At 61.4% G+C, this 25,859-nt stretch carries 25 protein-coding genes; 6 read left to right on the top strand and 19 right to left on the bottom strand.

Features of this window, described 5'->3' with window-relative positions; genetic code table 11:
- Window positions 1-114: 114 nt before the first annotated feature.
- The 6 genes from J2Y86_RS04165 to J2Y86_RS04140 all read right to left on the bottom strand — a co-directional run bounded on the left by J2Y86_RS04165 (window position 115) and on the right by J2Y86_RS04140 (window position 7,951).
- A complete protein-coding gene (locus tag J2Y86_RS04165) occupies window positions 115-1,140 on the bottom strand; it encodes a LacI family DNA-binding transcriptional regulator (protein ID WP_367399709.1) in 1,026 nt (341 codons plus the stop codon).
- A 138-nt stretch (window positions 1,141-1,278) separates the two neighbouring features.
- Window positions 1,279-1,887, bottom strand: coding sequence for a LysE family translocator (locus J2Y86_RS04160; protein ID WP_253428376.1), 609 nt, complete (start codon window positions 1,885-1,887; stop codon window positions 1,279-1,281).
- A 52-nt stretch (window positions 1,888-1,939) separates the two neighbouring features.
- A complete protein-coding gene (locus J2Y86_RS04155; protein ID WP_253428374.1) occupies window positions 1,940-2,779 on the bottom strand; it encodes an AraC family transcriptional regulator in 840 nt (279 codons plus the stop codon).
- Window positions 2,780-2,855: 76 nt separating this feature from the next.
- Window positions 2,856-3,497 (bottom strand): DUF1345 domain-containing protein, encoded by a 642-nt coding sequence (locus tag J2Y86_RS04150; protein WP_253428372.1) that lies wholly within the window; start codon window positions 3,495-3,497, stop codon window positions 2,856-2,858.
- A gap of 182 nt (window positions 3,498-3,679) precedes the next feature.
- Window positions 3,680-6,778 (bottom strand): efflux RND transporter permease subunit, encoded by a 3,099-nt coding sequence (locus J2Y86_RS04145; RefSeq protein WP_253428371.1) that lies wholly within the window; start codon window positions 6,776-6,778, stop codon window positions 3,680-3,682.
- Between the two features lie 15 nt (window positions 6,779-6,793).
- On the bottom strand, window positions 6,794-7,951 hold the full coding sequence (locus J2Y86_RS04140; protein ID WP_253428369.1) for an efflux RND transporter periplasmic adaptor subunit: 1,158 nt from the start codon (window positions 7,949-7,951) through the stop codon (window positions 6,794-6,796).
- 292 nt (window positions 7,952-8,243) lie between these two features.
- Here J2Y86_RS04140 and J2Y86_RS04135 point away from each other — a divergent pair, with 292 nt between their 5' ends.
- Together J2Y86_RS04135 and J2Y86_RS04130 are read left to right on the top strand one after the other, a co-directional pair.
- Entirely contained in the window at window positions 8,244-8,945 is a 702-nt protein-coding gene (locus J2Y86_RS04135; RefSeq protein ID WP_253428366.1) for a response regulator transcription factor, read from the top strand.
- A gap of 4 nt (window positions 8,946-8,949) precedes the next feature.
- Window positions 8,950-10,251, top strand: coding sequence for an ATP-binding protein (locus tag J2Y86_RS04130; protein WP_253428364.1), 1,302 nt, complete (start codon window positions 8,950-8,952; stop codon window positions 10,249-10,251).
- Between the two features lie 22 nt (window positions 10,252-10,273).
- On the opposite strand, the gene J2Y86_RS04125 is transcribed toward J2Y86_RS04130, so the two are convergent.
- The 4 genes from J2Y86_RS04125 to J2Y86_RS04110 are packed head-to-tail and all read right to left on the bottom strand — an operon-like array spanning window position 10,274 to window position 12,702.
- Entirely contained in the window at window positions 10,274-11,041 is a 768-nt protein-coding gene (locus tag J2Y86_RS04125; RefSeq protein ID WP_253428362.1) for an anti-sigma factor family protein, read from the bottom strand.
- Window positions 11,038-11,538 carry an RNA polymerase sigma factor gene (locus J2Y86_RS04120; RefSeq protein ID WP_214384849.1) on the bottom strand — a complete coding sequence of 167 codons (501 nt, stop codon included), beginning with the start codon at window positions 11,536-11,538 and terminating at the stop codon, window positions 11,038-11,040. The genes J2Y86_RS04125 and J2Y86_RS04120 overlap by 4 nt, the downstream gene beginning before the upstream one ends.
- Window positions 11,539-11,584: 46 nt before the next feature.
- Entirely contained in the window at window positions 11,585-12,115 is a 531-nt protein-coding gene (locus J2Y86_RS04115) for a tetratricopeptide repeat protein (protein WP_253428360.1), read from the bottom strand.
- Between the two features lie 26 nt (window positions 12,116-12,141).
- Window positions 12,142-12,702, bottom strand: coding sequence for a cytochrome b (locus J2Y86_RS04110; protein WP_301308642.1), 561 nt, complete (start codon window positions 12,700-12,702; stop codon window positions 12,142-12,144).
- A 137-nt stretch (window positions 12,703-12,839) separates the two neighbouring features.
- Between J2Y86_RS04110 and J2Y86_RS04105 the strand changes: the two genes are divergently transcribed.
- Window positions 12,840-13,610, top strand: coding sequence for a class I SAM-dependent methyltransferase (locus J2Y86_RS04105; RefSeq protein WP_253428358.1), 771 nt, complete (start codon window positions 12,840-12,842; stop codon window positions 13,608-13,610).
- Between the two features lie 115 nt (window positions 13,611-13,725).
- Here the strand turns inward: J2Y86_RS04105 and J2Y86_RS04095 are convergent, their stop codons facing one another.
- The 6 genes from J2Y86_RS04095 to J2Y86_RS04070 all read right to left on the bottom strand — a co-directional run bounded on the left by J2Y86_RS04095 (window position 13,726) and on the right by J2Y86_RS04070 (window position 20,056).
- The gene (locus J2Y86_RS04095; RefSeq protein WP_253428355.1) at window positions 13,726-14,679 is read right to left on the bottom strand and encodes a D-2-hydroxyacid dehydrogenase family protein; all 954 of its coding nucleotides are present in this window, start codon (window positions 14,677-14,679) and stop codon (window positions 13,726-13,728) included.
- A 13-nt stretch (window positions 14,680-14,692) separates the two neighbouring features.
- Complete coding sequence (locus tag J2Y86_RS04090; protein ID WP_253428353.1) at window positions 14,693-15,715, bottom strand: alpha/beta fold hydrolase; 1,023 nt, start codon at window positions 15,713-15,715, stop codon at window positions 14,693-14,695.
- An 85-nt stretch (window positions 15,716-15,800) separates the two neighbouring features.
- A complete protein-coding gene (locus J2Y86_RS04085) occupies window positions 15,801-16,235 on the bottom strand; it encodes a YqaA family protein (protein WP_253428351.1) in 435 nt (144 codons plus the stop codon).
- Entirely contained in the window at window positions 16,235-16,681 is a 447-nt protein-coding gene (locus J2Y86_RS04080; protein WP_253428349.1) for a DUF411 domain-containing protein, read from the bottom strand. The genes J2Y86_RS04085 and J2Y86_RS04080 overlap by 1 nt, the downstream gene beginning before the upstream one ends.
- A gap of 221 nt (window positions 16,682-16,902) precedes the next feature.
- Window positions 16,903-18,894: a methyl-accepting chemotaxis protein gene (locus J2Y86_RS04075; RefSeq protein WP_253428347.1), complete on the bottom strand. Its 1,992-nt coding sequence runs from the start codon at window positions 18,892-18,894 to the stop codon at window positions 16,903-16,905.
- A gap of 166 nt (window positions 18,895-19,060) precedes the next feature.
- Complete coding sequence (locus tag J2Y86_RS04070; protein WP_253428345.1) at window positions 19,061-20,056, bottom strand: aldo/keto reductase; 996 nt, start codon at window positions 20,054-20,056, stop codon at window positions 19,061-19,063.
- Window positions 20,057-20,173: 117 nt separating this feature from the next.
- Here J2Y86_RS04070 and J2Y86_RS04065 point away from each other — a divergent pair, with 117 nt between their 5' ends.
- Window positions 20,174-21,097, top strand: coding sequence for a LysR family transcriptional regulator (locus tag J2Y86_RS04065; protein ID WP_253428343.1), 924 nt, complete (start codon window positions 20,174-20,176; stop codon window positions 21,095-21,097).
- 6 nt (window positions 21,098-21,103) lie between these two features.
- Here the strand turns inward: J2Y86_RS04065 and J2Y86_RS04060 are convergent, their stop codons facing one another.
- Entirely contained in the window at window positions 21,104-21,244 is a 141-nt protein-coding gene (locus J2Y86_RS04060) for a hypothetical protein (protein ID WP_253428342.1), read from the bottom strand.
- A gap of 190 nt (window positions 21,245-21,434) precedes the next feature.
- Here J2Y86_RS04060 and J2Y86_RS04055 point away from each other — a divergent pair, with 190 nt between their 5' ends.
- On the top strand, window positions 21,435-21,623 hold the full coding sequence (locus J2Y86_RS04055) for a hypothetical protein (protein ID WP_008024801.1): 189 nt from the start codon (window positions 21,435-21,437) through the stop codon (window positions 21,621-21,623).
- Window positions 21,624-21,642: 19 nt separating this feature from the next.
- On the opposite strand, the gene J2Y86_RS04050 is transcribed toward J2Y86_RS04055, so the two are convergent.
- Complete coding sequence (locus J2Y86_RS04050; protein WP_253428340.1) at window positions 21,643-22,014, bottom strand: fe2+ zn2+ uptake regulation protein; 372 nt, start codon at window positions 22,012-22,014, stop codon at window positions 21,643-21,645.
- 344 nt (window positions 22,015-22,358) lie between these two features.
- On the opposite strand from J2Y86_RS04050, the gene pvdQ reads away from it, so the two are divergent.
- The gene (gene pvdQ, locus J2Y86_RS04045) at window positions 22,359-24,704 is read left to right on the top strand and encodes a bifunctional acylase PvdQ (RefSeq protein WP_253428338.1); all 2,346 of its coding nucleotides are present in this window, start codon (window positions 22,359-22,361) and stop codon (window positions 24,702-24,704) included.
- A 52-nt stretch (window positions 24,705-24,756) separates the two neighbouring features.
- Here pvdQ and J2Y86_RS04040 read toward each other — a convergent pair whose 3' ends face one another.
- Window positions 24,757-25,758 (bottom strand): FecR family protein, encoded by a 1,002-nt coding sequence (locus J2Y86_RS04040; RefSeq protein WP_253428335.1) that lies wholly within the window; start codon window positions 25,756-25,758, stop codon window positions 24,757-24,759.
- Window positions 25,759-25,859: the final 101 nt, after the last annotated feature.

The raw sequence follows: 25,859 nt of genomic DNA, 5'->3' as shown, positions 1-25,859 counted from the left end.
TTCGGGCCTCTTCGCGGGCAAGCCCGCTCCCACAAGGTTTTGTGTCGTACCCACGTGTTGTGAACACCATCAACTCCTGTGGGAGCGGGCTTGCCCGCGAAGAGGCCATCACATTCACCGGAAACGTCCCTGGGTGGACCCTCTAACAATCAACCGCGCCGAAAAATCCAGGGTCCGCACCGGCCCGTCATCCCCACGCAAACGCTTGAGCAAACATTCAAAAGCACTCGCACCAATCTCGGCCGTCGGTTGGGCGAGGGCGGTAATGCCACTGCCCACCAGCGGGTACCAATCCAGATCATCGAGGGCAATCAGACCGATCTCTTCAAACAGATCGCACTTCAACTCGCGCAGCGCATGGGTAGCGGCCAGCGCCGCAATCCCGTTCGCGCAAAACAACGCCTTCGGGCCGGGACCGGGTGAATCGAGAAAGTCCTTGAGGTTCGCCGTGAGGTCATTACCGGTTTCGATCAGCCTCCCGCGCAGCGCCGAACGCTGAGCGATCTGCGCCTTGAAGCTGCCGGCGCGTTCGATCCGCGAACTGGTGCCGTCATACGGTTCGCTCACCATCAGCACGTCGCGATAACCGCGCTCTTCAAGGTGGGCAATGGCGATCTCGACCGCTTGCGGGTTGTCCAGCCCGACCATGTCGCTTTCAAGGTGCTCGACCTTGCGGTCCACCAGCACCAGGGGCATTTCCGAATGGAGTTCCTGCAAGGCGTCGCGGTGGTGGCCGAGGGTGTTCACGATCAGCCCTTCGATGTTGTAGGAGCGCAGCAGGGCCAGGTGCTGGCATTCCTGCTCGTCATCGCGGTCGGTGTTGCACACCACCAGGCTGTAGCCGTGCTGACGACAGGCGGTTTCCACCCCGTGCATCACGGCAATCGAATAAGGGTTGCGAATGTCGGCGACCAGCATGCCGATCAGGCGGGTGCGCCCGCGTTTCAGGCCGCGGGCCATCTGGTTCGGGCGATAACCCAGTTCGGCAATCGCCTGCTCGATGCGCAACGCCGTCGCATCGGACAGCAAGGCACGATCATCGCCGATGAACCGCGACACGCTGGCCTTGGAGACTTTGGCGTGTTCGGCCACATCAAGCATGGTCACGCGGCTGCGCTGGGCGGCGGAGAAATCGTTCACGGGCTGAAACCTTCTTATTGGATTTATAAGGTTCGTGCGTTTGAGATGGCACTGAAACCGGTTTCAGAAGACACTAAAAGCCATTTCGCCGTCAAGTCCCGCATCGTCGATTGTCCGACAATGGCCGACGAATGGGATTCAGACCCAAACACTCAACCAGGCCGAACCCAACAGCAACAGGGCCATGCAGCGATTAAAGCGTTGCATCGCCCGGGGCGAGCGTAACCACCGCGTAGACCCCGCGCCGAGCAACGCCCAGACCCCAAGGCACGGCAGGGAAATCAGGAAAAACGCCAGCGACAGATACATCACGTGAACCAGACGCTGTTCTCCGCCGCTGGCAAAGACACTGACCACGGCCAGCGCCATCATCCAGGTTTTCGGGTTGATCAATTGCAGGCTGGCGGCGCCCACCAATCCGAGTCGGGCATCGGTGTCGCGGGTGGTGACGGCTTCGGCCGGGGCGCTGAAGATCTGCCAGGACAGGTAACTCAGCCAGGCCACGCCGATCCACTGCATCGCAGTTTGCAAGGCGGGTAAAGCGGTCAACGAGGAACCGGCGCCGCTGCCGACCAGCAACACAATCGTCGCTGCGCTGGCACAGGCGCCGAAGATGATCGGCACTGCCGCCGTCAGGCCGTATCGGGCGCTGTTGCTCAACACCAGAATGTTGGTCGGGCCGGGCGTGATCGACGCCACGAACGCAAACAGCAGGAAGGGTAGTAACGTCGGGAAAGAGGACAGCATCTCAGGCAAACTCCAGTGAAGATCATTGAAAAGGATCTTCACAACCCCGCCATCAACTGTCTGGAAGATTTGAGCAGCGCTTGCGATACAGCGCCGGTGTCAGGCCATAAGCCCGTACGAACCAGCGCCCCAGATGGCTTTGATCGGCAAACCCCAGTGCCATCGCCACTGCCGCCGGTTGTTCGCCACGGGCCAGCATTCGCCGCGCCGTGGCCAGGCGCAGTTGCACCAAATACGCGTGGGGTGCCATGCCGTAAGCAGCCTTGAACGCGCGGGTCAGGCGGAAGCGGTCGACGCCTGTTGCGGCGGCGAGCTGATCGAGGCCGATGTCCTCGTGAGCATGGGCGTGCAGATACTCCCGAGCTTTCTGCGCCACCAGGGGCAAACGCGGGTCCTCGCCATAACGGGCGCGCCAGTGCAGGTGAGTCGTGAGGCGTTCGAGCAAACCGTCGAGGGCGGTCTGGCGGACGATCTTCAGTTCACCCTGATGCAGCGCCTGAAACGCCAGGCTGGTGGCGTTGGCCAGTCGCACGTCGGTGGCCAGTGTCTTGGCGAAGCTCAACTGACTGTTATCGGGTGCGTTGTCGAAAACAGCGCTTAGTTCGCGTTGCAACCACTGCGGGTCGAGGTACAGCATTCGGTAGGTGAAGCCGTCGACCGTCGGTGCTTCGCCGTCATGAATATCACCCGGCTCAAGCAAGAACACTTTGCCCGGTGTGCTCTGATGCCTGGCTCGCCGACAGTTGAATTGCTGGACGCCTTGCTCGGTGACGCCCACCAGATAGCTGTCATGCCAGTGCGGGTCATAGGCGTGGCCCTCGAAATGCGCGCGCAGCGTCTCGATGCCGGTGTCGGCGTCCTGGGCCAGGTCGATCCAGTTGTGGCTTGTCATGCTGCACCTGTGAGACGGATTGCCGGGTTATTTAACGCCCGTGGCGAGGGCGATGCCTAGAACGTTTGTGCATGAATCAATTGAACAGGCCCGCAGCGATGTTGATCGAAAACCCGAGAATCGCGGTGTTGAACAGGAAACCGATCAGCGATTGCGCCAGCACAATCTTGCGCAAATCCCGGGTCGCCACGCCGACATCGGACGTCTGCACCGCCGCGCTGATGGTGAACGAGAAATACAGGAAGTCCCAGTAATTGGGGGTGGTCAGGCCTTCGGCGAAACGCAGCGCCGGGTCTTTACCGTCCCAGGTGTAGAACAGACGGGCGTAGTGCACGCTGAAAATCACCCCGATCAGCAGCCATGAACCGACCACGGTCAGCGCGGTGAAACCGTAGTGCAGCAGCTTGCGGGTGGTTTCCAGATCCCGGCTGCCGGCGAGTTCGAAGCCGATGGTCGCCAGGCTCGCAATGGCGGCGATGCACACCAGGAACAGTACCACCCCGGCGTTCTCGTCTTCGACTTCGGCGATACGCTTGACGTCGGGTGCTTTGGAGCGTGCGGTGAGCCAGAGCATCAGCAGCAGGTAGGTCCAGACACCGGCGTTCCAGCCGAAGAGGATTTTGCTGATGATCGAGTCGGCCGGAGCCAGAATGCCCACCGCGACGCCGAGCGTGGCAGCGGCGGACAGGCGAGGGTGGGTGCGGGCGAGGAGGGGCATGTGGACTCGATGGGACCAGGGTATGCAAACACCTTAGCCCAGCCCGGCCCCTTCTGACCAACGACGATCCCTGTAGGAGCGAGGCTTGCCCGCGAAGGCGGTGTATCAGTCAATATTTAATTCGACTGACACGCCGCCTTCGCGGGCAAGCCTCGCTCCTGCAAGGGCGGGCGTGGTGTGAGTTAGATTTTCTTATGGCGCTTGCGGACAAGCTTCATCACCACCACAAAAAACACCGGCACAAACACCACCGCCAGCGTCGCGGTGATCATCCCGCCAATCACTCCGGTGCCGATAGCCTGCTGGCTCGCCGAGCTCGCGCCCGTGGCAATCGCCAGCGGCACGACGCCGAGGATGAACGCCAGGGACGTCATCACAATCGGCCGCAGGCGCAGGCGCGCGGCTTGCAGCGTGGCGTCGATCAGGTCGTGGCCTTCGTCGTACAGGCTCTTGGCGAACTCGATGATCAGGATCGCGTTCTTCGCCGACAGGCCGATGATGGTGATCAGCCCGACCTTGAAGAACACGTCGTTGGGCATTCCGCGCAAGGTCACGGCCAGCACCGCGCCGAGCACGCCGAGCGGCACCACCAGCAGCACCGAGGTCGGAATCGACCAGCTTTCATACAACGCCGCGAGGCACAGGAACACGATCAGCAGCGACAAACCGAGCAGAGTCGGCGCCTGACTGCCGGACAACCGTTCCTGCAACGACAGCCCGGTCCACTCCTGACCCAGTCCTGCCGGGCCAAGCGCGACCAGCCGTTCGATTTCCGCCATGGCTTCGCCGGTGCTGTGACCCGCCGTCGGTTCACCGGAAATACTGATCGCCGGATAGCCGTTGTAACGGGTCAATTGCGCCGGTCCCTGGGTCCATTTGGCCTGGACGAAGGCCGAGAGCGGCACCATTTTCCCGCTGCTGTTGCGCACGTGGATCTTCAGCAGATCGGCGACCTGACTGCGCTGGTCGCCTTCAGCCTGGACCACCACCCGCTGCATCCGCCCCTGATTGGGGAAGTCGTTGATGTAGGCCGAACCGACGGCAGTGGACAGCACGCTGCCGATGTCGGCAAATGAAACGCCCAGCGCATTTGCCTGTTTGCGGTCCACGATCAGTTGCACCTGTGGCGCTTCGGCCAATGCGCTTTCGCGCACGTTCATCAGGATCGGACTCTTTTCGGCCGCGGCCAGCAACTCGGTGCGCGCCTGCATCAACGTGGCATGGCCGAGGCCGCCACGGTCCTGCAAGCGGAACTCGAAACCGCTGGACGTGCCGAGGCCGTCCACCGGTGGCGGCAGGACCGAGAACGCCATGGCGTCCTTGATCTGGCTGAGCGCGATGTTGGCGCGGTCGGCAATCGAACTCGCCGAGTCGTCGCTGCCGCGATCCGACCAGTCTTTCAGCGTGGTGAAGGCCAGCGCCGCGTTCTGCCCGCTGCCGGAGAAGCTGAAACCGAGAATCACCGTGCTGTCGCCGACGCCGGGTTCCTTGGCGTTGTGGGCTTCGATCTGCTCGACCACCTGCACCGTGCGGTTCTTGCTCGCGCCGGGCGGCAACTGAATGTCGGTGATGGTGTAACCCTGATCCTCCACCGGCAGGAACGAAGAGGGCAGGCGACTGAAACACAGGCCCAGGCCGATCAGCAGCACGCCGTAGATCAGCAGGTAACGACCGCTGCGTTTCAGTGCATAGGCAACCCAGCCCTGATAGCGCTCGGTCAGTTGCTCGAAGCGGCGGTTGAACCAGCCGAAGAAACCGCCCTTGGCATGATGCTCACCCTTGGCAATCGGCTTGAGCAGCGTCGCGCAGAGCGCCGGGGTCAAGGTCAGGGCGAGAAACGCCGAGAACAGGATCGACGTCGCCATCGACAACGAGAACTGCCGGTAAATCACCCCGACCGAACCCTGCATGAACGCCATCGGAATGAACACCGCCACCAGCACCAGGGTGATACCGATGATCGCGCCGGTGATCTGCTTCATTGCCTTGCGTGTCGCCTCTTTCGGCGACAGGCCTTCGGTGACCATGATCCGCTCGACGTTCTCCACCACGACGATGGCGTCGTCCACCAGAATGCCGATGGCCAGCACCATGCCGAACATGGTCAGCACGTTGATCGAGAACCCCAGCGCCAACATGGTCGCAAAGGTGCCCATCAGCGCCACCGGCACAACGAGGGTCGGAATCAGCGTGTAGCGGATGTTTTGCAGGAACAGGAACATCACCGCGAACACCAGCGCCATCGCTTCGACCAGGGTGTAAACCACTTTGGTGATCGAGACTTTGACGAAGGGCGAGGTGTCGTACGGGATCTTGTATTCGACGTTGGCCGGGAAGTAGCGCGCCAGTTCATCCATCTTCGCCCGCACCAGGGTCGCGGTGCTCAGGGCGTTGGCGCCGGGCGACAGCTGCACGCCGACGGCGGTGGACGGCTTGCCGTTCAGGCGGGTGCCGAACTGATATTCCTGGCTGCCGATCTCGACCCGCGCCACATCGCCGATGCGCACCGTGGACCCGTCGGGATTGGCCTTGAGCACGATGTCGGCAAATTCTTCCGGGGTCGACAGCTGGCCTTTGACCAGAATGGTCGCGGTGATTTCCTGGGTGGTGCGGGTTGGCAGATCGCCGATGCTGCCCGCCGAGACCTGGGCATTCTGCGCGACGATGGCCGCGTTGACGTCGGCGGGCGTCAGGTTGAAACCGATCAGCTTCTGCGGGTCGATCCAGATCCGCATGGCCCGCTCGGCGCCATATAACTGAGCCTTGCCGACACCGTCCAGACGCTTGATCTCGTTCATCACGTTACGCGCCAGGTAATCGCTGAGCGCCACGTCGTCGAGCTTGCCGTCGGTGGAAGTCAGGGTGATCAGCAGCAGGAAACCGGCGGAAACTTTTCCCACCTGCAAGCCTTGCTGGTTGACCGCTTGCGGCAGGCGCGACTCCACGACTTTCAGGCGGTTCTGCACATCCACCTGGGCCATTTCCGGGTTGGTGCCCGGCTGGAAAGTCGCCTTGATCGTGGCGCTGCCCAGGCTGCTTTGCGACTCGAAATACAACAGATGATCGGCGCCGTTGAGCTCTTCCTCGATCAGGCTGACCACGCTTTCGTCCACGGTTTGCGCCGAGGCGCCCGGGTACACGGCATAGATTTCGATCTGCGGCGGCGCGACATCGGGGTACTGCGCCACCGGCAACTGCGGAATGGCCAGGGCGCCAGCCAGCAGGATGAACAGGGCAACCACCCAGGCGAATACCGGGCGATCGATAAAGAACTGCGGCATAAAAAAGCGTCCTGCTTACTGACCAGTGACCTGGGCAAGTGGAAGAGGGGTGTCGTCGATCTGCACTTTCTCGCCAGGCTTGGCGTGTTGCAGGCCTTCGATGACGATGCGGTCGCCGGGCTTGAGGCCTGCAGTGACGATCCAGCGATCGTTTTGCACGGCGCCCAGCTCGACCGGTTGCTGGCCGACCCGTTGATCCGCGTCGAGCAACAGCACCTGAGCAACACCGGCGCTGTCTCGCTGGATAGCCCGTTGCGGCACGCTGATGCCTTGCTGATTCACCGCTTGCTCCAGGCGCACCCGCACGAAGCTGCCGGGCAGCAAATCGAGGTCCGGGTTGGGGAATTCGCTACGCAGGATGATCTGGCCGGTGCCCGGGTCGACGGTGATGTCGGTAAACAGCAGCTTGCCCGGCAACGGATAGAGGCTGCCGTCGTCCTGGATCAGCGTGGCTTTGGCCTGGCCCTGACCCACTTCCTGCAACTGGCCGGAACGGAAGGCGCGGCGCAGGTCGTTGAGTTCACGGGTCGATTGAGTCAGGTCGGCATGAATCGGGTTCAGTTGCTGAATCAATGCCAGTGGCGTGGTTTCGTTCTGCCCGACCAGGGCGCCCTCGGTGACCAGTGCACGGCCGATGCGCCCGGAAATCGGTGCGGTGACGGTGGCGTAGCCGAGGTTGAGTTTCGCCCGCTCCACGGCAGCCTTGTTGGCGGCGACCTCGGCAGCGGTTTGCCGCACGGCGGCCCGGGCGTTGTCGTAGTCCTGACCGCTGATGGCGTTGCCTTCGATCAACTGGGCATAACGCTGCTCTTGCAAGCGCGCCTGAAACGCATTGGCCTCGGCTTTTCGCAGTTCCGCTTCGGCGCTGTCCAGATCGGCCTTGAACGGTGCGGGGTCGATGCGAAACAGCACGTCGCCCTTTTTCACGTCGCTGCCTTCGCGGAAGACCCGTTGCAACACGACGCCGGCGACACGGGCGCGAACTTCGGCAATCCGTGGCGCGGCAATCCGCCCGCTAAGTTCGCTGGTGATCGACAGAGGCCGGGCGTCGAGGGTTTCGATGCGCACGGTGGCCAATGGCGCCTGTTCTTCGGCATTCGAGGACTTGTCACAAGCGCTCAGCGTCAACGCCAGTGCCAGCAGGCTGAGCTTGGCAAGCAGGTTCTTCGACATGTAAATACCCCAATAATGAACCCCGCATCCTACGGGCAGGCGACGAGGGTAGCGGTGAAGCTTTGTTGGTGCTGTGTGAAATTGTGTAAGGGTTTTACTCAGGGGCGGGTGAGGGCGTATATCCTTCACGGCTTGATTCTTTCAGCGCCTGGTCGGGCCTCTTCGCGGGCAAGCCCGCTCCCACAGTGTCCGATGGTGTTCACAAAATCTGTGTTCACAACAAATCCCTGTGGGAGCGGGCTTGCCCGCGAAGAGGCCCGACCAGGCGCCACTGCACTTTCTGGAAACACCCATGCCCAACATCCTCCTGGTCGAAGACGACACCGCGCTCTCCGAACTGATTGCCAGCTACCTGGAACGCAACGGCTACTCCGTCAGCGTGATCAGCCGTGGCGACCACGTGCGCGAGCGCGCGCGGGTCAATCCGCCGGACCTGGTGATCCTCGACCTGATGTTGCCGGGCCTCGACGGCCTGCAAGTCTGTCGCTTGCTGCGAGCGGATTCGGCCGCGCTGCCGATCCTGATGCTCACCGCCCGCGACGACAGCCACGATCAGGTGCTGGGCCTGGAAATGGGCGCCGATGACTACGTCACCAAACCCTGCGAACCCCGGGTGTTGCTGGCCCGCGTCCGTACGCTGCTGCGCCGCAGCAGCCTCAGCGAACCGCAGACCGCCAACGACCGCATTCTCATGGGCAACCTGTGCATCGACCTGTCCGAGCGTACCGTGACCTGGCGCCAGCAACCGGTCGAGCTGTCCAGCGGTGAATACAACTTGCTGGTGGTGCTGGCCCGGCATGCCGGCGAAGTGCTGAGCCGCGACCAGATCCTGCAACGCCTGCGCGGTATCGAATTCAACGGTACCGACCGCTCGGTGGACGTGGCGATCTCCAAATTGCGACGCAAATTCGACGACAACGCCGGTGAGGCGCGCAAGATCAAGACCGTGTGGGGCAAGGGTTACCTGTTCAGCCGCTCCGAGTGGGAATGCTGAGGCAATGTTCAGAATCCTCTTTCGTCTGTATCTGGTGACAATCGTCTCTTACAGCGCGGCGATCTATCTGGTGCCGGACGTGGTGATCAAGGTGTTCCAGGAGCGCTTCGTCACCTACAACCTCGATTATTCCCGCGGGCTGCAAACCCTCATCGTCAAGCAGTTCCACGCCGTGCCCGAGGCGCAATGGCCGGCATTGGCGAGCGAGATGGACAAGGAATTCGACCCGCTGCACATCGTTTTGACCGGCAATGACGATCCTGGCTTGACCCTGGCGGAGCAGAAGCGTTTGCAGCGTGGCGAGAGCGTGGTGCGCATCGGCGACTGGGGCTGGCGCACCTTGGCGGTGACCCCGTTGAACCCGCAAACCGTGGTGCAAATGGTCGTGCCGCCGGACCCGCTGGACGTCAATTTGTTGTATTGGAGCATCAACGTGCTGATCGGCGCGACGATGCTGGCGTGCCTGCTGGTATGGCTGCGTCCGCACTGGCGCGATCTGGAACGCCTCAAGGGCACCGCCGAGCGCTTCGGTAAAGGTCATTTGAGCGAGCGCACGAAAATTTCCGCCAATTCCAACATTGGTAGCCTGGCCAAGGTGTTCGACACCATGGCGGGCGATATTGAAAACCTGCTCAACCAGCAGCGGGATTTGCTCAACGCGGTCTCCCACGAGTTGCGCACGCCGCTGACACGCCTGGACTTCGGCCTGGCCCTGGCGCTGTCCGACGACTTGCCGGCCGCCAGTCGCGAACGCCTGCAAGGCCTGGTCGCGCACATCCGTGAACTCGACGAACTGGTGCTGGAGCTGCTGTCCTACAGCCGCCTGCAAAACCCCGCGCGTTTGCCGGAACAGGTCGATGTGTCGCTGGACGAATTCATCGACAGCATTCTGGGCAGTGTCGACGAGGAACTGGACTCGCCGGACATCGTGATTGACGTGCTGCTTCACGGCCAGCTCGAACGCTTCAGCCTCGATCCACGCCTGACCGCCCGCGCGATTCAGAACCTGGTGCGCAACGCCATGCGCTATTGCGAGAAACGCATTCAGATTGGTGTTCAGGTCTGTGCGAAGGGGTGTGAGATCTGGGTCGATGACGACGGGATCGGCATTCCCGATGATGAACGCGAGCGGATTTTTGAGCCGTTCTATCGCCTGGACCGCAGTCGGGATAGAGCGACTGGCGGGTTTGGCCTGGGGCTGGCGATCAGTCGTCGGGCGCTGGAGGCGCAGGGCGGCACGCTTACGGTCGAATCTTCGCCGCTGGGCGGTGCGCGGTTCCGCCTATGGCTGCCGACCCCTGCCTGACGATCGTTCCCACGCTCCGCGTCTAGGCACTAAGCCGGCCGCGCAACACCTTCGCCATCTCCTCAAGCTCCGACGCCGGGTTATGCCCGATCAGCATCCACGCATGCTCCATGTCCGCCCAATACACCACGTTCATCCCGTGTCGACGCTCGTGCGCGAAGTGCCGGCTGCCGCTGTTGGAACGGGTGATGCACAACGCCATGGGACCATGCGCGGGGTCCAGATAAGTAATCTGGGCGATGGGCATGCCGTCGTACTCGAGAATTTGCGCGCGTTTGAGTTCGAGGCGTGGCAGGGCCAGTTGCCCAGGCAAAAGGCTTAAGCCCAGGCGTTCGTCGAGGGTGCGCAATTGCGCCCGCTGAGTGGCTTCGTCGCTGGGCAGGTGTTCCAGGGTTTGTGGCACGTACAGCGCCATATAATCCGCCACCAGCCCGCGCCAGTTGTTTTTTGGCCGACTCGATTGCCAGCCGAGAAACAACCGGTCCGCCAACACACCGCTCACCACCAGACCGGCCGCCGCGGCAAGAAACCAGCGTCGACTCATCGCGGGCCGGGCAGGCGAGGGCAAGGTGTCGAGCATGGCGTGCAAGCGATCCACCGGTGCCTGTTGTGTCACTTCATCGTAGGCCTCGCGGAATGGCAGGCTGCTGCGGGCCAGCCATTGCAGGCGCAGGTTGAGCGCCGAATCTTCGGCGATGGCCGCGTCGATGCGGCTGCGCTGGTCAGTATCGAGTTGGTCGTCGAGGTAGGCCACCAGTTGCTCGTCCGATGGCTTTGCGTGATCGTTCATCGACGTTCTCCGGTGGTTGGGTTCGGCACGGCGTGCAACAACGGCGGATACTCGGCCAGTTTCGCCCGTGCAGCGGCCAGTCGGCTCATGACCGTGCCAATGGGTACGTCCAGCACTTCGGCGACTTCGCGGTAAGACAAACCTTCGACGTAGGCCAGAAATACCGTTTCGCGCTGGGCTTCGGGCAGTGCATCGACGCGCCGGATCACCTGTGTCGCGAGCACGTGGGTTTGCGCGGCGTGTTCACCGTCGAACGACAGGGCGCTATCGGCATCCACCTGCCCCTGGCCTTGACGCACCCGCCGCGCGCGCACTTCGTTGAGCCATATCGAATGCAGAATGCTCAGCAGCCAGCGGTCCATGCGGGTGCCGGGGACAAATTGTCCGGCACGCTCAAGCGCCCGCACGCAGGTGGCCTGTACCAGGTCTTCGGCGACATGCCGTTGCCGGGACAGCAGCAGGCCGTAGCGCCATAAACGCGCCAGGTGCTGGCCCAGCTCTGCCCGTATTGCCTGATCGCTGGCGATGGCGACCTCCGTCCTGTCAGGTTTTCGATGAGCCGTGGATGGCTTCGGCCAGGTCCTGGTATTCCTCGCAGGTGCTGCCGCAGATCGATTTGATCTGCTGCAACTGCTCTTGCGCGAGGTCCAGTCGGCCCTTGATCACATAAGCCTCGCCGAGGTACTCGCGGACTTGCGCGTACTGCGGATCGAGTTCAACCGATTTCAGGTAATAACCGATGCCCTCGTCGGTTCGTCCCAGTTTACGCGTGGCGTAGCCTCGATAGTTGAGCGCCTTGGCAGTGTTCGGGTTTTTCAGCGTGTCGAGCAAGGCCAGGGCTTCTTCATAACGGCCGTCCTTGGCCAGGCGGTAGGCGTAGTCGGTGCGATCGGCGTCCGGCACGAGACTGCTGGTCTGCATCACGCATTTTTGCGATTTGCTGTCCCAGACCTGGCCTTTTGGGCAGTTGGGTTTGGCCGGTTCTTCGTCATCGCCGTTGGCCAATGCCAGGGAGCTGGACAATGCAACGGCGAGCAGCAGCGGGGCGGTAAAAACAGCAAGACGGCTATTCATGGCGAAGCTCCATAGGATCATTCTGTTCAGTTCAAACCACGCCCCGGCAACATGCGGCGCAGGGTGTTATCACGCAAGCCGTAATGGTGAACCAGCGCCATCAGCGCATGCAGCCCGGCCAGAATCACGATGACCCACGCCACCTGTTCGTGCAGGCCGCCGAACACCGATTTCATGCTTTTATCGAAGCTGATCAAGGTTGGGACATCGAACAGGCCAAAAAAGTTGAACGGTTCTGCCTGGGCCCAGCGAAACAGGAAGCCCAGCACGATCTGACTCAGCAACAACGCGTAGAGCGCCAAGTGCGCGGTCTTTGCCAGAATATTCATGACACCCCGATTGGCGGGCGGCAAGCGACGGCCCCGGGACAAGCGCCAGAGCAGTCGGGTGATGACGATCACCGCGAGCAGGATGCCGCAGGAAATGTGCAACGCCTGCAACTCCTTGCGCAGTGGCGTGCCCTTGGCCAGTTGCTCCCACACCTGGGCGCTGGCGAACAGGCCGATCACCAGCACGGCGGTCAGCCAGTGCAGCGTCATGGTCAGGCGGTCGTAACGTATCGGCGAATCCGGGTTCAGGTTGTTCAAGGGCAATCCTCATGGGCGATGGCAGGTGAACACCGCAGGGTGAACAATTATTCATTTCTTTCTGGCGGTCTTTTCAAGGAAAGCGCAAATCGGGGCGCTATGCTCGACAGCGTTCGAAGTCCTTCTGGAGCTTTGTCATGAAACAGGTTCATCATTCAGCCGCCGCCGGCTACAAGACCGCTGCCGACACCTACGTTCGCGGTCGTCCGGATTACCCGCCACAAGTGGCCGACTGGCTGACAGGCACGCTGGGTTTGAATGCGGATAAGTCCGTGGTCGATCTGGGCGCCGGGACCGGCAAGTTCACCGCTCGGCTGGTGGCGACCGGAGCACAGGTGATTGCCGTGGAACCGGTGCCGCAGATGCTCGAAAAACTATCTGAAGCCTGGCCTGAGGTATTGGCGGTCAGCGGCACGGCGACGGAGCTGCCACTGCCGGACGCCTCGGTGGATGTGGTGATCTGCGCCCAGGCCTTTCACTGGTTTGCCAGCGGCGAAGCCCTGACTGAAATTGCCCGGGTGCTCAAGCCTGGCGGCAAGCTGGGGCTGGTGTGGAACCTGCGCGACACGCGCGTGAGCTGGGTGCCCGGACTGGATGCGATCGTCAATGCGCTGGAGGGCGATACCCCGCGTTTCTACACCGGAGCCTGGCGTCGGGCATTTCCGCATGCTGCGTTCGGACCGCTGCAAGAGCAGCAGTTCAGCCATGGGCATACGGGCTCGCCGGAAGATGTGATTTTCAACCGCGTGCGCTCCACCAGTTTCGTCTCGGCATTGCCGGCGGCGGAGCGGGCGAAGGTGGATGAGCAGATGCGGGCGTTGATTGATGGCGAGCCTGAACTGCGGGGCAGGGATGTGGTGACGGTGCCGTATGTGACGGCGGCGTTTGTGGCGGTGAAAGTCAGTTAGATCGATGGAGAACCCTGTGGGAGCGGGCTTGCTCGCGAAAGCGGTGTGTCATTCAACCATGATGTTGGCTGATCCACCGCTTTCGCGAGCAAGCCCGCTCCCACAGGGTAGGGTATCAGCCAAGCGCCCGAATCGGCGTTCCAGCAGACCAGGCCTGAATATCCTCGATCATCTGCGAAAAGAACTGATGGTAATTCTGCTGGCTGACGTACCCGACATGCGGCGTCGCCAGCACATTTTCCAGCGTCCTGAACGGGTGATGAGCCGGCAAGGGTTCCTGTTCGAACACATCCAGCGCTGCCCCGGCCAGGCGCTGTTTCTGCAATGCCTTGATCAACGCCGCTTCATCGACAATCGGCCCGCGTGCGGTGTTGACCAGCAGGGCTGTGGGTTTCATCCAGTCCAGCGCCTGCGCGTCGACCAACCCGCGGCTGCGCTCGCTGAGGACAAGATGCACGGACAGCACGTCGGCCTGTTCGAACAGCTCCTGTTTGCTCACATAGGTCACGCCCACTTCGGCGGCGCGTTCGGCGGTCAGGTTCTCGCTCCAGGCGATCACCCGCATGCCAAACACCTGACCGAACTGCGCGACCCGCTGGCCGATGCTGCCCAGGCCGAGAATCGCCAGGGTCTTGCCGTGCAGGTCGCCACCCAGGCCTTGTTGCCATTTTCCGGCGCGCAGGGCATTGGCTTCCACGACAAGGTTGCGGGTCGCGGCCATGATCAGCGACCAGGTCAGTTCCGGCGCGGCGTGTTTGTAGCTGTCCGTGCCGCTGACCTGAATGCCGAGGGCGGCAGCGGCTTTGAGGTCGAGCGCAGCGTTGCGCATGCCGCCGGTGACCAGCAGTTTGAGCTTCGGCAGCCGCCGCAACAGATCTTCATCGAACCGGGTGCGCTCGCGCATCACGCAGATCACTTCAAACTCAGCAAGGCGCGCTGCCAGCGTTTCGTTGTCGGCCGGGTAATCATGGATGAAATCAACCTGGCCGATGGCGTCCAGCGCCGACCAGTCCACGACACTGCGCGCCACATCCTGCCAGTCATCGATCACCGCAATCTGCACAGCCATCAGCCTTACCTCATCAACGAACGGGGTTGGTTTTGTTCAGCCAGGCGAGCAGGGCCTGGTGGAATTTTTCCGGCTCTTCCATCTGCGGCGCGTGGCCCATGCCGGGGAATTCGACCAGTGTCGACCGGGGAATCAGCTTTGCCACTTGTTTGCCGAGCACGTCGTAGTGCCCGATTTTCGCCTTGACCTCGGGTGAAGCGATGTCCTTGTTGATCGCCGTGGTATCGGCGGTGCCGATCAGCAGCAGCGTCGGCATCTTCAGGTCTTTGAATTCGTAGTACACCGGTTGGGTGAAGATCATGTCGTAAATCAGCGCCGAGTTCCACGCCACCTGAGTCTTGCCCGGGCCTTTGGCCAGACCTGCGTACATGTCCACCCAGCGGTCGAACTCGGGTTTCCAGCGACCGTCATAGTAGGTGCTGCGTTGATAGTCGTGCATGCCCTGCGCCGTCACTTTCAGCTCGCGCTCGTACCATTGATCAACCGTGCGATACGGCACGCCGAGGGCTTTCCAGTCTTCCAGGCCGATGGGGTTGACCATGGCCAGTTGTTCAACCTGATCGGGGTACTGCAACGCATAGCGGGTAGCGAGCATGCCGCCAGTGGAATGCCCGAGCAGGGTCGCTTTCTGGATGCCGAGGGCTTTGAGCAGTTGCTGGGTGTTGGTTGCCAACTGCTGGAAGCTGTACTGGTAGTTGTCCGGTTTGCTGGAGGTACAGAAGCCGATCTGGTCCGGGGCAATGACGCGGTAACCGGCGTCGCTCAAGGCCTTGATCGACGTCTCCCAGGTGGCTCCGCAGAAATTCTTGCCGTGCATGAGCACGATGCTGCGCCCGTTGGCCTTGCCATGGGCGGCGACGTCCATGTAGCCCATTTGCAGGGATTTGCCCTGGGACTGAAAGGCGAAATGCTTGACCGTGTAGGGATATTCGAAGCCTTGCAGCCCCGCTCCGTATTCCGGGCCTTCGGCCGCGACGACGGGCAGAGCGGCGGTCAGCAGCAGGCTGGGCAGCCAACGGGAGAGGGCGAGGGACATGGGTAAACTCCACAGGAAATCGGCCGATGCTGGATCGGCATGATTAGGGTGACATTAAGCACAGGCAATCGCGGCGACTGATCGTTCAACTCATCCAGCCCATTGTGGCCAGGGTCAGTGCGCCATAACGCGCGCCTTTGGCCAGCGTCACGATCAACAGGAAGCGGCCCAGCGGTTCGCGCATGACGCCGGCCACCAGGGTCAGCGGATCGCCGATGACGGGCACCCAGCTCAGCAGCAGTGACCAATGGCCGTAGCGCTGATAATGAACCCGGGCCTTTTCCAGATGCTGCGGGCTGACCGGAAACCAGCGTCGATCACGGAAACGCTCGATTCCGCGCCCCAGCCACCAGTTCAGCAGCGAACCGAGGACATTGCCCAGGGTCGCGACCGCGAGCAGCGACCACAGCCAATACTGCTCGCTGAGCAGCAGCCCCACCAACACGGCTTCGGACTGCAACGGCAACAGGGTCGCCGCACCGAACGCGGCGAAGAACAGCCCGATGTACGCACCGAACATCAATGGGCAGCGTAGTCCGCCACCACCACATCAGTGCCGTCCTTTTTCAGGCCGATCACTTGATAGCCATCGCTCATGCCGTCCATTTCCATGCCCGGCGAACCCATCGGCATGCCGGGGGCCGCCACACCCAACAGGTCATTGCGCTTGCTCAGGGCCAGCACCTGATCGGCCGGGACATGGCCTTCGACGAATTTGCCGTTGATCAAGCCGGTGTGGCAGGACGCCAGGCGCGGTGGTACGCCGTGCTGCTGCTTGAATTCGCTCATGTTGGCTTCGACGTGGTCTTCGACCTTGAAGCCGTTGGCCTCCAGGTGGCTGATCCATTTTTTGCAGCAGCCACAGTTGGCGTCGCGGTGGACTTCGATCGGGATCAGGTCGGCGGCCTGGGCCAGGGAAGAAATGAACAGGGCGCTCAAGGCGACCAGACGCAGGTGGGTTCGCATGGAGAATATCTCGACTCGGATGGCGTCAAAAAAAGAGCCATTTTGACTGCTTTAGCCATCAGCGAGGCAAGAGATTGTTTCGAAGTAATGCTGAAGTAAGCACAGAACCTGTGGGAGCGGGCTTGCCCGCGATGAGGTCAGCAAAGCCAACAATGATATCGACTGTTAAACCGTCATCGCGGGCAAGCCCGCTCCCACAGGGTTCTGCATTGGCAGCGAGATCAGCGGACTTTGAACCGGCCCATGATCGCACTGACGCGTGAATTGGCCTCCAGCAACTGCCGGGTATTCAGCTCACTGGCCTGACCGCTTTTCACCAATTCATCCACCATGTGGCGGATTTGCACCATGCTGCGGTTGATCTCTTCGGTCACTGCGCTTTGCTGCTCGGCGGCGGTGGCGATCTGGGTGCTGAGGCTGTTGATGTGGCTGACGGAACCGGCCATTTCATCCAGGCCGGTGTTGACCCGTGCCGTCGCATCGGCCGCCGATTGGCAACTGGCCTGGGTATTTTCCATGGCACTGACCGAAGAACTCACGCCTTGGGTCAGGCGTGTGAGCATCTCGTTGATTTCCGAGGTGCTGGCCTGGGTGCGGGCGGCGAGGGCGCGGACTTCATCGGCCACCACCGCAAAACCGCGTCCCTGCTCACCGGCGCGGGCCGCTTCAATCGCTGCGTTGAGCGCCAGCAGGTTGGTTTGCCCGGCGATGGCGCCGATCACCCCGAGAATCTCGGTGATGCGTTGGGCGTCCTGTTGCATGCTTTCGACTTTGTGAGTGGCGCTGGCCACTTCGTCGATCAGCGCGATCACACTGCTGGAGGCTTCGCCGACGACCACCCGCGAACGGTCGGCGTTTTCGTTGGCGCGCTGGGTGAACGCCGCGGTTTCAGCCGCATTCTGCGCAACGCTTTCGGCGGTCGAACTCATTTCGGTGATGGCGGTGACGGTCTGGTCGGTTTCCGAAGCGTGACGCACCAGAATCTGGCTGGTGTGCGCGGAGGTGCGTTGCAGGTTATCGAGGCTGGACGCCATGGCGCCGGTGGCCTGGGTGACTTCGCCGATCATGTTTTGCAGGTACGCGATGAAGGCGTTGACCGAGTGGCCGATGGCGCCCAGTTCGTCTTCGGCGCGGATGGTGATGCGTTTGGTCAGGTCGGCGTCACCGGCCGACAGCGCGTCGATATTGGCCTTCAGCGCTTTCATGCGCTGGATCAACTGGCGGATCGCGTAGATTTGCAGCAACACCAGCAGGATCACCATCGGGATCTGCAGCAGGCTCAGTGTGCTGAGTACGTCGTCGCGCTGGGCGGTGATCAGCTTGGTCGGCAGTGCGGTGGCCAGGAACCAGGGCGTGCCTTCGATTGGGCGCATGAAAAAGGTGCTGGCTTCGCCGTTGTTGTCGAATTCGACGCGCTGCGACCGATCACGGTTTTGCAGGCCCGCCTTCACTTGACCGGCGAACGGCGAGTTGCCGGCCAGTTCACTGATGTTCTTCAACACGATCGGCCCACTGATGCGCGAGCTGTTGCTGATGATCTTGCCGTCGGCCTCGACGATCAGCATTTCGGCGCCGAGGTCTTTTTCCTTGCGCGCCACCAGGTCATTGAAGAAGCCCAGGGTCACGTCGATGGTCGACACGCCGTACGCCGCGCCGTTTTTCTGGATGGCCATGGCGCAGTTGGTGCGCGGCTCGGCGCTGGCGTCATCTTTGTAGGCCGCCGCCCAGGCGCATTGTCCGCGCGGGGTTTGCATGCCGCCCTTGTACCAGGTCTGGTCGTAATAGTTGGGCGCGGCGTCGCTGTTCCAAAAGGTGTTGACCGCCAGTTTGCCCGAGGCGTCGCGGTGCCAGAAGGTGCTGAATTTGTTGCGCCCGGCTTCACGCTGGCCGGGCAGGGGCCAGATGCCGCCGCCGAAGACTTTCAGCTCCCCGTACTGATCGACCAGACCCGGTAGAACGGTGTCGATGGCGGCGCTGTCGAGCAGTGGAATGGTCTGGGTGATGCTGCGCTGTTGTGCCTGAACCTTGTTCAGTTCGCCCTGGATTTGCTCGGCGACTTCAGCGATGCGATTGAGCGCCACTTGTTCTTCGGTGTGGCGCAGTTTCGGCGCGACCAATTGGCTGATGCCAACCACGGTGAGAATCGACAGCAGCAGAATGAACAGGACCAGAAACAGTGTGTAGCGAGCCTGAATGGTGCGGAATGCGGGCATGGAGCCGGTCCTTTTTAGCAGCGTTCTTATTGGGAAGTTTCGGCGCTTCAAAGGGCTATCGGCCTGCCTATGTCGAGCTTTAGGTACGATCGTGCAAGATGGGGGCGAGGTGACGGGCGGTGGAGGTCGCTGGCCCGTTCAGGCAATCGAACGGGCCAGGCGCAGATCAACGATCCAGCAACTTCATGACTTCTTCCGGGTAACGCAAACCGGCGGTGGCATCCGCCGGGAAGATGGCTTCCAGCGCGTGCAACTCTTCGCGACTGAGTTGTACCTCCAGCGCCGCCACGTTCTCTTCCAGGTACTTACGCTGTTTGGTCCCGGGGATCGGGATCAGGTAATCCCCCTGAGCCAGCACCCACGCCAATGCGAGTTGACCCGCCGTCACGCCTTTTTCAGCCGCCAGGTCCTGAACCTGCTGCACCAGCAATAGATTTTTCGCGAAATTGTCGCCCTGGAATCGTGGGCTGAAACGACGGTAGTCGTCGGCCGCGAAATCATCCGCGCTTTTCAGTGCGCCAGTCAGAAAACCGCGGCCCAACGGGCTGTACGGGACAAAGGCAATGCCCAGCCGCTGACACGTGGCCAGACAGCCGTTTTCTTCCTGGTCACGGCTCCACAACGAGTACTCGCTTTGCAGCGCGCTGATTGGATGGACCTTGTGCGCCCGTTCCAGTGTCGCCGCCGAGGCCTCGCTCAATCCCAGGTAACGCACCTTGCCGGCCTTTACCAGTTCGGCCATGGCGCCGATGGTTTCCTCGATGGCCACTTGCGGGTCGATACGGTGCTGGTAATACAAGTCCAGGGTCTCGACACCGAGGCGCTTGAGGGTGCCCTCGATTGAGTCGCGAATGTAGTCCGGACGGCCGTTGACCCCGCGTGCGGTCGGATTCGCCGGGTCGCGCACGATGCCGAACTTGCTGGCCAGAAACACCTGATCGCGCTTGCCGACGATGGCTTTGCCGATCAGCTCTTCATTGGTATGCGGGCCGTACATGTCGGCGGTGTCGAGCAGATTGATGCCCAGTTCCAGCGCCCGGTGCAGGGTGGCCGTGGCTTCGCGGGTGTCGACGCCCGTCGTGTAGAAATCGGTCATGCCCATGCAGCCCAGACCGATTGCACTGACCTGTGGACCGTTCTTGCCCAGTTGACGTGTTTGCATGAAATCAGCTCCCTTTGAATGTGAAGCCCATTGTCGGTCTCGACAGAAATGAGATAAACCGGCTAAAACTGCTATCACTATTCATGATTTCTAAATAATCGACCGGTGCAAAAAACCATGGACCGTTTCAACGCCATGCGCGTGTTCACCCGAATCGTTGAACTGGGCGGCTTTGCCAAAGCGGCAGACAGCCTGCAAATTCCCCGTGCCTCGGTGACCATTCTGATCAAGCAGCTGGAAAGCCATCTGGGGGTGCAACTGCTGCAGCGCACCACGCGACAGATCAGCCTGACCCTCGACGGCGCCGCCTATTACCCTCGTTGCGTGCGGTTGCTGGCGGACCTGGAGGAAACCGAAGCGGTGTTCTCCGCCGCGCGACACAACCCCAAAGGTCTGTTGCGCGTGGACATGCCCGGTGGCATCGGGCGATTGGTGGTGATCCCGGCATTGCCGCAATTCACCGCGCGCTATCCCTTGATCGAACTGGAAATCGGTTTGAATGACCGGCCTGTCGACCTGATTCGCGAAGGTGTCGATTGCGTGTTGCGCGGTGGTGCGTCTCTCGATGATTCACTGGTGGCGCGGCCGCTGGTCATGCTTGATCAGGTCACCTGCGCCAGCCCCGACTACTTGCAGCGTCATGGCGCGCCACACGGTCTGGCCGATCTGGCGGGGCATCACATGGTCGAGTACGTCGCCAGCAACGGCAAACGCTATGGGCTGGAATTTGTCGTCGATGGCCAGCTGCAACCGGTCAATCTGCCCAGGCATGTCTCGGTCAACAGTGCCGATGGCTATCTGGCGGCGTGCGAGGCCGGGTATGGGTTGGTGCAGGCGCCGTACTATCACGTGGCCCGGCGTATCAAGGAGGGTGGTTTGATCGAGGTGCTGAGGGAGGTGCCGCCACCGGGGATGCCGTTGACGGCGCTTTATCCTCCTCACCGTCAGTTATCGCGGCGGGTGCGTGTGTTCGTTGACTGGATGATCGAGCTTTGCGCGCAGCCGGGAAACAACTTCTACCGGGATCCGGTTGCGCGCTGAAAAGCGCTAGCGATGCTGGTAATAACCGGGCCCGCTACGGCCGTCATAATGGTGGCCGCCGTGCCAACCGCCGTGGGGGAAAATAATGCAGCCGCTCAGGGAAAGCAGGGCAAGCAGGGGAATCAGCAGTGTGATTCGACGGAACATTTCAAAATCCTCATGGTTATCGCCGCTATGAAGCCAAAAGGCTTCATCGGCTGTAACATGAGACCCCGTTTGCAGCGCCGCATCCCCGAAAAACGGTAGGGGTTTGGCATGCATCCGGATACAAACCGGATACATTTTCCAGGTGCACGCTCAGGCTTACGCTCAAGCTTTTTGTTTAAGGAAAAGGGCAATGACCCAGTCGCAACGTTTGAAATACTCGATTCTGATCTCCCTGGTGGTGCTGGGGATCATGTTTGGCCTTTCGTATTTGCAGAATGCCGGGGTCATCAGCGAGAAGCTGTTTCAGTACATCGCCATTGGCGTGGCGGTGATCGTGGTGGTGATCAATGGCGTGATGCGCCGCAAGGTCAAACCCTGAACGACGCCAGCCGAGACGATTACTCGCCGTGCAGAACGGCGGCAGCCTGCGGATGCAGGCTGTAGCTCTTGTCCGCGTTCAGCGTAATCACGCCTTCGCTGCACAAGCGCTTCAACACTTCGCGCACACTGAGAAATGACAGGGGGATACCCAGGTCCAGCAGGTGGCTGTGCAGACCGCGCACCCCAAGACTGCGGTCGCTGTCAGCGGCGGTCAGCAAGGCGTCGATGACTTTCAGGCGGATCAGGCTGGTCCGCAGGCCAAAGCTCTTGAGCAGTGCCCGGATCCGTTCGTTGCCTTGGCGTTCGGGACGCGGGTTGAACAGGCCCGAGCCCATGGAAGTGCCCATTGGTGCAGTGCTACCGTCCGTTGGCAGTTGCGAGTTGTACATGCAAAAACTCCTTTTCAGAGCCTGAACCGGAAAATGTGTTGGGTGCTCTTACTCAATAAGACGTACGAGCTACTCAAATCATGAAGGCTCAGATGTAGAAATTTTGTCGCCATCGCGTTAGAACCGTGTAAACCCTCAGCAAATCCGCTGTCCAACGCTCTAAATTTTTCTCCCGAATTTCGTTCCCTTGTAGGAGCGTGCGGGCGGCGATCCGACTTGCCCGCGAAGACGGTGTGTCTGTCAGCACTTATGTTGGCCGGTACTCCGTCTTCGCGGGCAAGTCGGATCGCCGCCGCACGCTCCTACAAAGGGCGATTTGCGTGTTTATTCGATCAGGAGCGAGCGTGATTATTACCAGGCAATTAACCCGATTGAGCCTTGCCGGTGTATTGGTGGGCTTGAGTCTTGCGGCAACCGCGCGCAGCCAGCCGGACCAGGCGACGGCCGATATCCGCCGGACCAGCTTCGGCGTGCCGCACATTCGCGCTGAAAACGAGCGTGGTCTCGGTTATGGCATCGGCTACGCCTACGCTCAGGACAATCTGTGCCTGCTGGCCAATGAGATCACCACGGTGAACGGCGAACGCTCACGGTATTTCGGCCCGGAGCAGTTCACGGTCGAAGAGCGCGAAAACCAGGTCAGCGACGTCTTTTTCAACTGGCTGAATACACCGCAGGCCGTCTCCGCGTTCTGGCAGGCGCAAACGCCGGAAGTCCGCGACCTCATGGAAGGGTATGTGGCGGGCTACAACCGCTCGCTGGCGGAACGTCGCGCGCAAGGTTTGCCGCAGCAATGCCAGGGCGAGTGGGTGCGGGACATTACCGCACTGGACCTGGTCAAGCTGACCCGGCGCCTGCTGGTCGAAGGGGGCGTCGGGCAGTTTGCCGAAGCGCTGGCCGGCGCCACGCCTCCCAACACCGTCGCTCGAAACGCGAACGCGTCCGCGTCGTTCGAGGTCGCCGATGTGCGCCGGCAGCGCTTCGCCCTCGATCGCGGCAGCAACGCCGTCGCGGTGGGCAGCGAGCGCTCGTTCAATGGCCGCGGCATGTTGCTGGCCAATCCGCATTTCCCGTGGGTCGGCGGGATGCGCTTTTATCAGATGCACCTGACCATCCCGGGCAAACTGGACGTGATGGGCGCCGCGTTGCCTGGCCTGCCGATGATCAACATTGGCTTCAACCAACACCTGGCCTGGACCCACACCGTCGATTCGTCCAAGCATTTCACCCTGTATCGCCTGCAACTCGATCCGCAGGATCCGACCCGCTACCTGCTCGACGGCAAGTCGTTGCCGATGAAGCAGCAGACCGTCACCGTGAACGTGAAACAGCCCGACGGTCAGACCCGGGCGGTTTCGCATGTGGTCTACAGTTCGCAGTTCGGCCCGATTGTGCAATGGCCTGGAAAACTGGATTGGGATAACCAGTTCGCCTTCAGCCTGCGCGACGCCAACCTCGATAACGACCGGGTGCTGCAGCAGTGGTACGCGATGAACCGCGCGGCGAGCCTCAAGGAATTGCAGGCGTCGGTCCACAAGATCCAGGGCATCCCGTGGGTCAACACCCTGGCAGCGGACGATCAGGGCCAGACGCTGTACATGAACCTGTCGGTGGTGCCCAACGTCAATGCCGACAAACTGGCCAGGTGCAGTGATCCGCGAGCCGGACTGGAGCTGATCGTGCTCGACGGTTCCAACAGCGCCTGTGCTTGGGACATCGACCCGATGGCGGCGCAAAAAGGCATCTATGCGTCGGACAAGTTGCCGCAACTGTTGCGCAAGGACTTCGTGCAGCACTCCAACGATTCGGCGTGGATGGCCAACCCGGCGCAGCCACTGACCGGTTTTTCGCCACTGATCAGCCAGGACGGTCAGCCGTTGGGGCTGCGTTCGCGCTTTGCCCTGGATCGCCTCGGCACGCTGGGCAAGGCCGGCCCGATCGGGGCGGCGGATTTGCAGCGGATGGTGATGGACGATCAGGTGTATCAGGCGGGGCAAGTCATGCCGGACCTGCTGCAATTCTGCGCACAGGACCTGGGCGCCGACGCGCCGACGCTCACACCGCTGTGTGCCAGCCTGAAGGCCTGGGATCGCAGTGCGAATCTGGACAGCGGACTTGGGTTCGTCCATTTCCAGAACGTCATGGAATCACTGCAGGAAACGCCTGATGCCTGGCGCGTCGCGTTCGATCCGAAGGATCCGCAATACACGCCGCGTGGCCTGGCGGTTGATCGCCCTGAGGTTGCGAAGGCTCTGCGCGAAGCGATGCTGGCGTCGGTGGAACAGGTCAGCAAATCGGGACTCAAGACCGACAGCCGTTGGGGTGATATCCAGGTGGTGAGCAGTGGCGGCCAGCAAACGCCGATACACGGCGGCCCTGGCACGCTGGGCGTCTACAACGCCATCCAGAGTGTGCCGAGAACCGATGGCAAGCGCGAAGTGGTCAGCGGCACCAGCTATTTGCAGGTGGTGACCTTCGACGACAAGGGACCGCAGGCCAAAGGGCTGTTGGCGTTTTCGCTGTCCAGCGACCCAGCGTCGAAACATGCCAATGACCAGACCCTGGCCTTCTCGAAGAAACAGTTGAGTGTGTTGCCGTTCACCGAACAGCAGATCACGTCGGACCCGCAGTATCAGGCGCAGACGATCCGTGAACAGGATGAAAAAGCCGGGAAGGTGGCCAAACAGTAAAACGGTGCTTGAGCGATGAAGAAAGGCCGCACCCCGCAAGGGTGGCGGCCTTTCAGCTTTTCGGGGTTTGTTGCGGAATGGAGTTGAGGACCGGATTGCCGTCCTTGTTGCGGGTCAGGTAGACCGGCAACACCCTGGGCAGCGTCGCCACCAGGTTGTGGAGTTCCTTGATGTTGTAGATGCCGCCGAGACGAATTGCGCCGGTGCTGTTGTCAGCCACCATCACCGGGTTTTCCAGATAGCGATTGATCAAGGGCAGGGCTTCGGACAACGCCAGGTCATCGAGCACCAGTTTGCCGTGGCGCCAGGCCAGCGATGTGTCATTGGCGTAGGTCTGGCTGATTTGCGGCGTGAAGTCGCCGTGTTTGTAACGCGCCTGCATGGATGGCTCCAGACGCAAACCATCGCCCGGCAAGTCATCGTTGCTGCTGACCAGCACCGAGCCTTCAATCAGGTTCACGCGCACCTGATCCTCATACATCCAGACGTTGAACTTGGTCCCGGTGACCCGAATCCTGCCGTCCGCTGCCTTGACGATAAACGGGTGAGTGCTGTCGTGGCTGACGCTGAAAAACGCTTCGCCCTTATCCAGCGACACCCGGCGCTGATCCTTGTAATTGCTGAAGGTCAGTTCGGTGCCCAGGTTCAACTCGACCTGACTGCCATCGCTCAGGGTGATCTGACGGACCGCATTGCCGGCTTCGAAATGCTGGTACGAATTGGGCAGCAGCCCCAGGTTCCAGCCACTGTACGCCGCCAGTGGCAACGCCAGGGCGCAAACCGCAGCGGCAATGCCGAAAGTGCGCCAAGGCGTTGCAGGCTTGGCGCGGGTGATGGGTACGACGGTCTCAAGGCGCGGCAAATCTTCCGCGACTTCCCAGATCTCCAGCATCGCCTCGTACTCGAACGCATGCAACGGATGAGCGTCGCGCCACTGCTCGAAGGCTTGCCGCTCTTGCGCGGTGCAATCGGTGGCGTGCAGACGCATGCACCAATGCGCAGCGGCATCGGTGATGGCGTCATAGTCGGCTTGTGAGAGAGGGCTGTCGGTCATTGACTCATCCTGATTTCCTGCATTCTACCCTTGAGAGGAAGTCGGCGAGAACAGCCGTCATGGCATTTACCCATCAAACGGCCGTTTATTTTTACCGTAGG

Source organism: Pseudomonas migulae (assembly GCF_024169315.1).
GTDB classification, from domain to species: Bacteria; Pseudomonadota; Gammaproteobacteria; order Pseudomonadales; family Pseudomonadaceae; genus Aquipseudomonas; species Aquipseudomonas migulae_B.
Note: the sequence above shows the minus strand (reverse complement) of the source record. Positions and strands in the feature narration are given on the sequence as shown.

Coding starts and splice junctions, on each gene's coding strand:
- J2Y86_RS04060 (WP_253428342.1), bottom strand. CDS start 21,244: ATGTTCCGTCGAATCACACTGCTGATTCCCCTGCTTGCCCTGCTTTCC.
- J2Y86_RS04075 (WP_253428347.1), bottom strand. CDS start 18,894: ATGCCCGCATTCCGCACCATTCAGGCTCGCTACACACTGTTTCTGGTC.
- J2Y86_RS04040 (WP_253428335.1), bottom strand. CDS start 25,758: ATGACCGACAGCCCTCTCTCACAAGCCGACTATGACGCCATCACCGAT.
- J2Y86_RS04155 (WP_253428374.1), bottom strand. CDS start 2,779: ATGACAAGCCACAACTGGATCGACCTGGCCCAGGACGCCGACACCGGC.
- J2Y86_RS04115 (WP_253428360.1), bottom strand. CDS start 12,115: ATGAATAGCCGTCTTGCTGTTTTTACCGCCCCGCTGCTGCTCGCCGTT.
- J2Y86_RS04140 (WP_253428369.1), bottom strand. CDS start 7,951: ATGTCGAAGAACCTGCTTGCCAAGCTCAGCCTGCTGGCACTGGCGTTG.
- J2Y86_RS04090 (WP_253428353.1), bottom strand. CDS start 15,715: ATGTCCCTCGCCCTCTCCCGTTGGCTGCCCAGCCTGCTGCTGACCGCC.
- J2Y86_RS04055 (WP_008024801.1), top strand. CDS start 21,435: ATGACCCAGTCGCAACGTTTGAAATACTCGATTCTGATCTCCCTGGTG.
- J2Y86_RS04160 (WP_253428376.1), bottom strand. CDS start 1,887: ATGCTGTCCTCTTTCCCGACGTTACTACCCTTCCTGCTGTTTGCGTTC.
- J2Y86_RS04145 (WP_253428371.1), bottom strand. CDS start 6,778: ATGCCGCAGTTCTTTATCGATCGCCCGGTATTCGCCTGGGTGGTTGCC.
- J2Y86_RS04130 (WP_253428364.1), top strand. CDS start 8,950: ATGTTCAGAATCCTCTTTCGTCTGTATCTGGTGACAATCGTCTCTTAC.
- J2Y86_RS04135 (WP_253428366.1), top strand. CDS start 8,244: ATGCCCAACATCCTCCTGGTCGAAGACGACACCGCGCTCTCCGAACTG.
- J2Y86_RS04085 (WP_253428351.1), bottom strand. CDS start 16,235: ATGTTCGGTGCGTACATCGGGCTGTTCTTCGCCGCGTTCGGTGCGGCG.
- J2Y86_RS04095 (WP_253428355.1), bottom strand. CDS start 14,679: ATGGCTGTGCAGATTGCGGTGATCGATGACTGGCAGGATGTGGCGCGC.
- J2Y86_RS04070 (WP_253428345.1), bottom strand. CDS start 20,056: ATGCAAACACGTCAACTGGGCAAGAACGGTCCACAGGTCAGTGCAATC.
- J2Y86_RS04125 (WP_253428362.1), bottom strand. CDS start 11,041: ATGAACGATCACGCAAAGCCATCGGACGAGCAACTGGTGGCCTACCTC.
- J2Y86_RS04080 (WP_253428349.1), bottom strand. CDS start 16,681: ATGCGAACCCACCTGCGTCTGGTCGCCTTGAGCGCCCTGTTCATTTCT.
- J2Y86_RS04105 (WP_253428358.1), top strand. CDS start 12,840: ATGAAACAGGTTCATCATTCAGCCGCCGCCGGCTACAAGACCGCTGCC.
- J2Y86_RS04065 (WP_253428343.1), top strand. CDS start 20,174: ATGGACCGTTTCAACGCCATGCGCGTGTTCACCCGAATCGTTGAACTG.
- J2Y86_RS04150 (WP_253428372.1), bottom strand. CDS start 3,497: ATGCCCCTCCTCGCCCGCACCCACCCTCGCCTGTCCGCCGCTGCCACG.
- J2Y86_RS04050 (WP_253428340.1), bottom strand. CDS start 22,014: ATGTACAACTCGCAACTGCCAACGGACGGTAGCACTGCACCAATGGGC.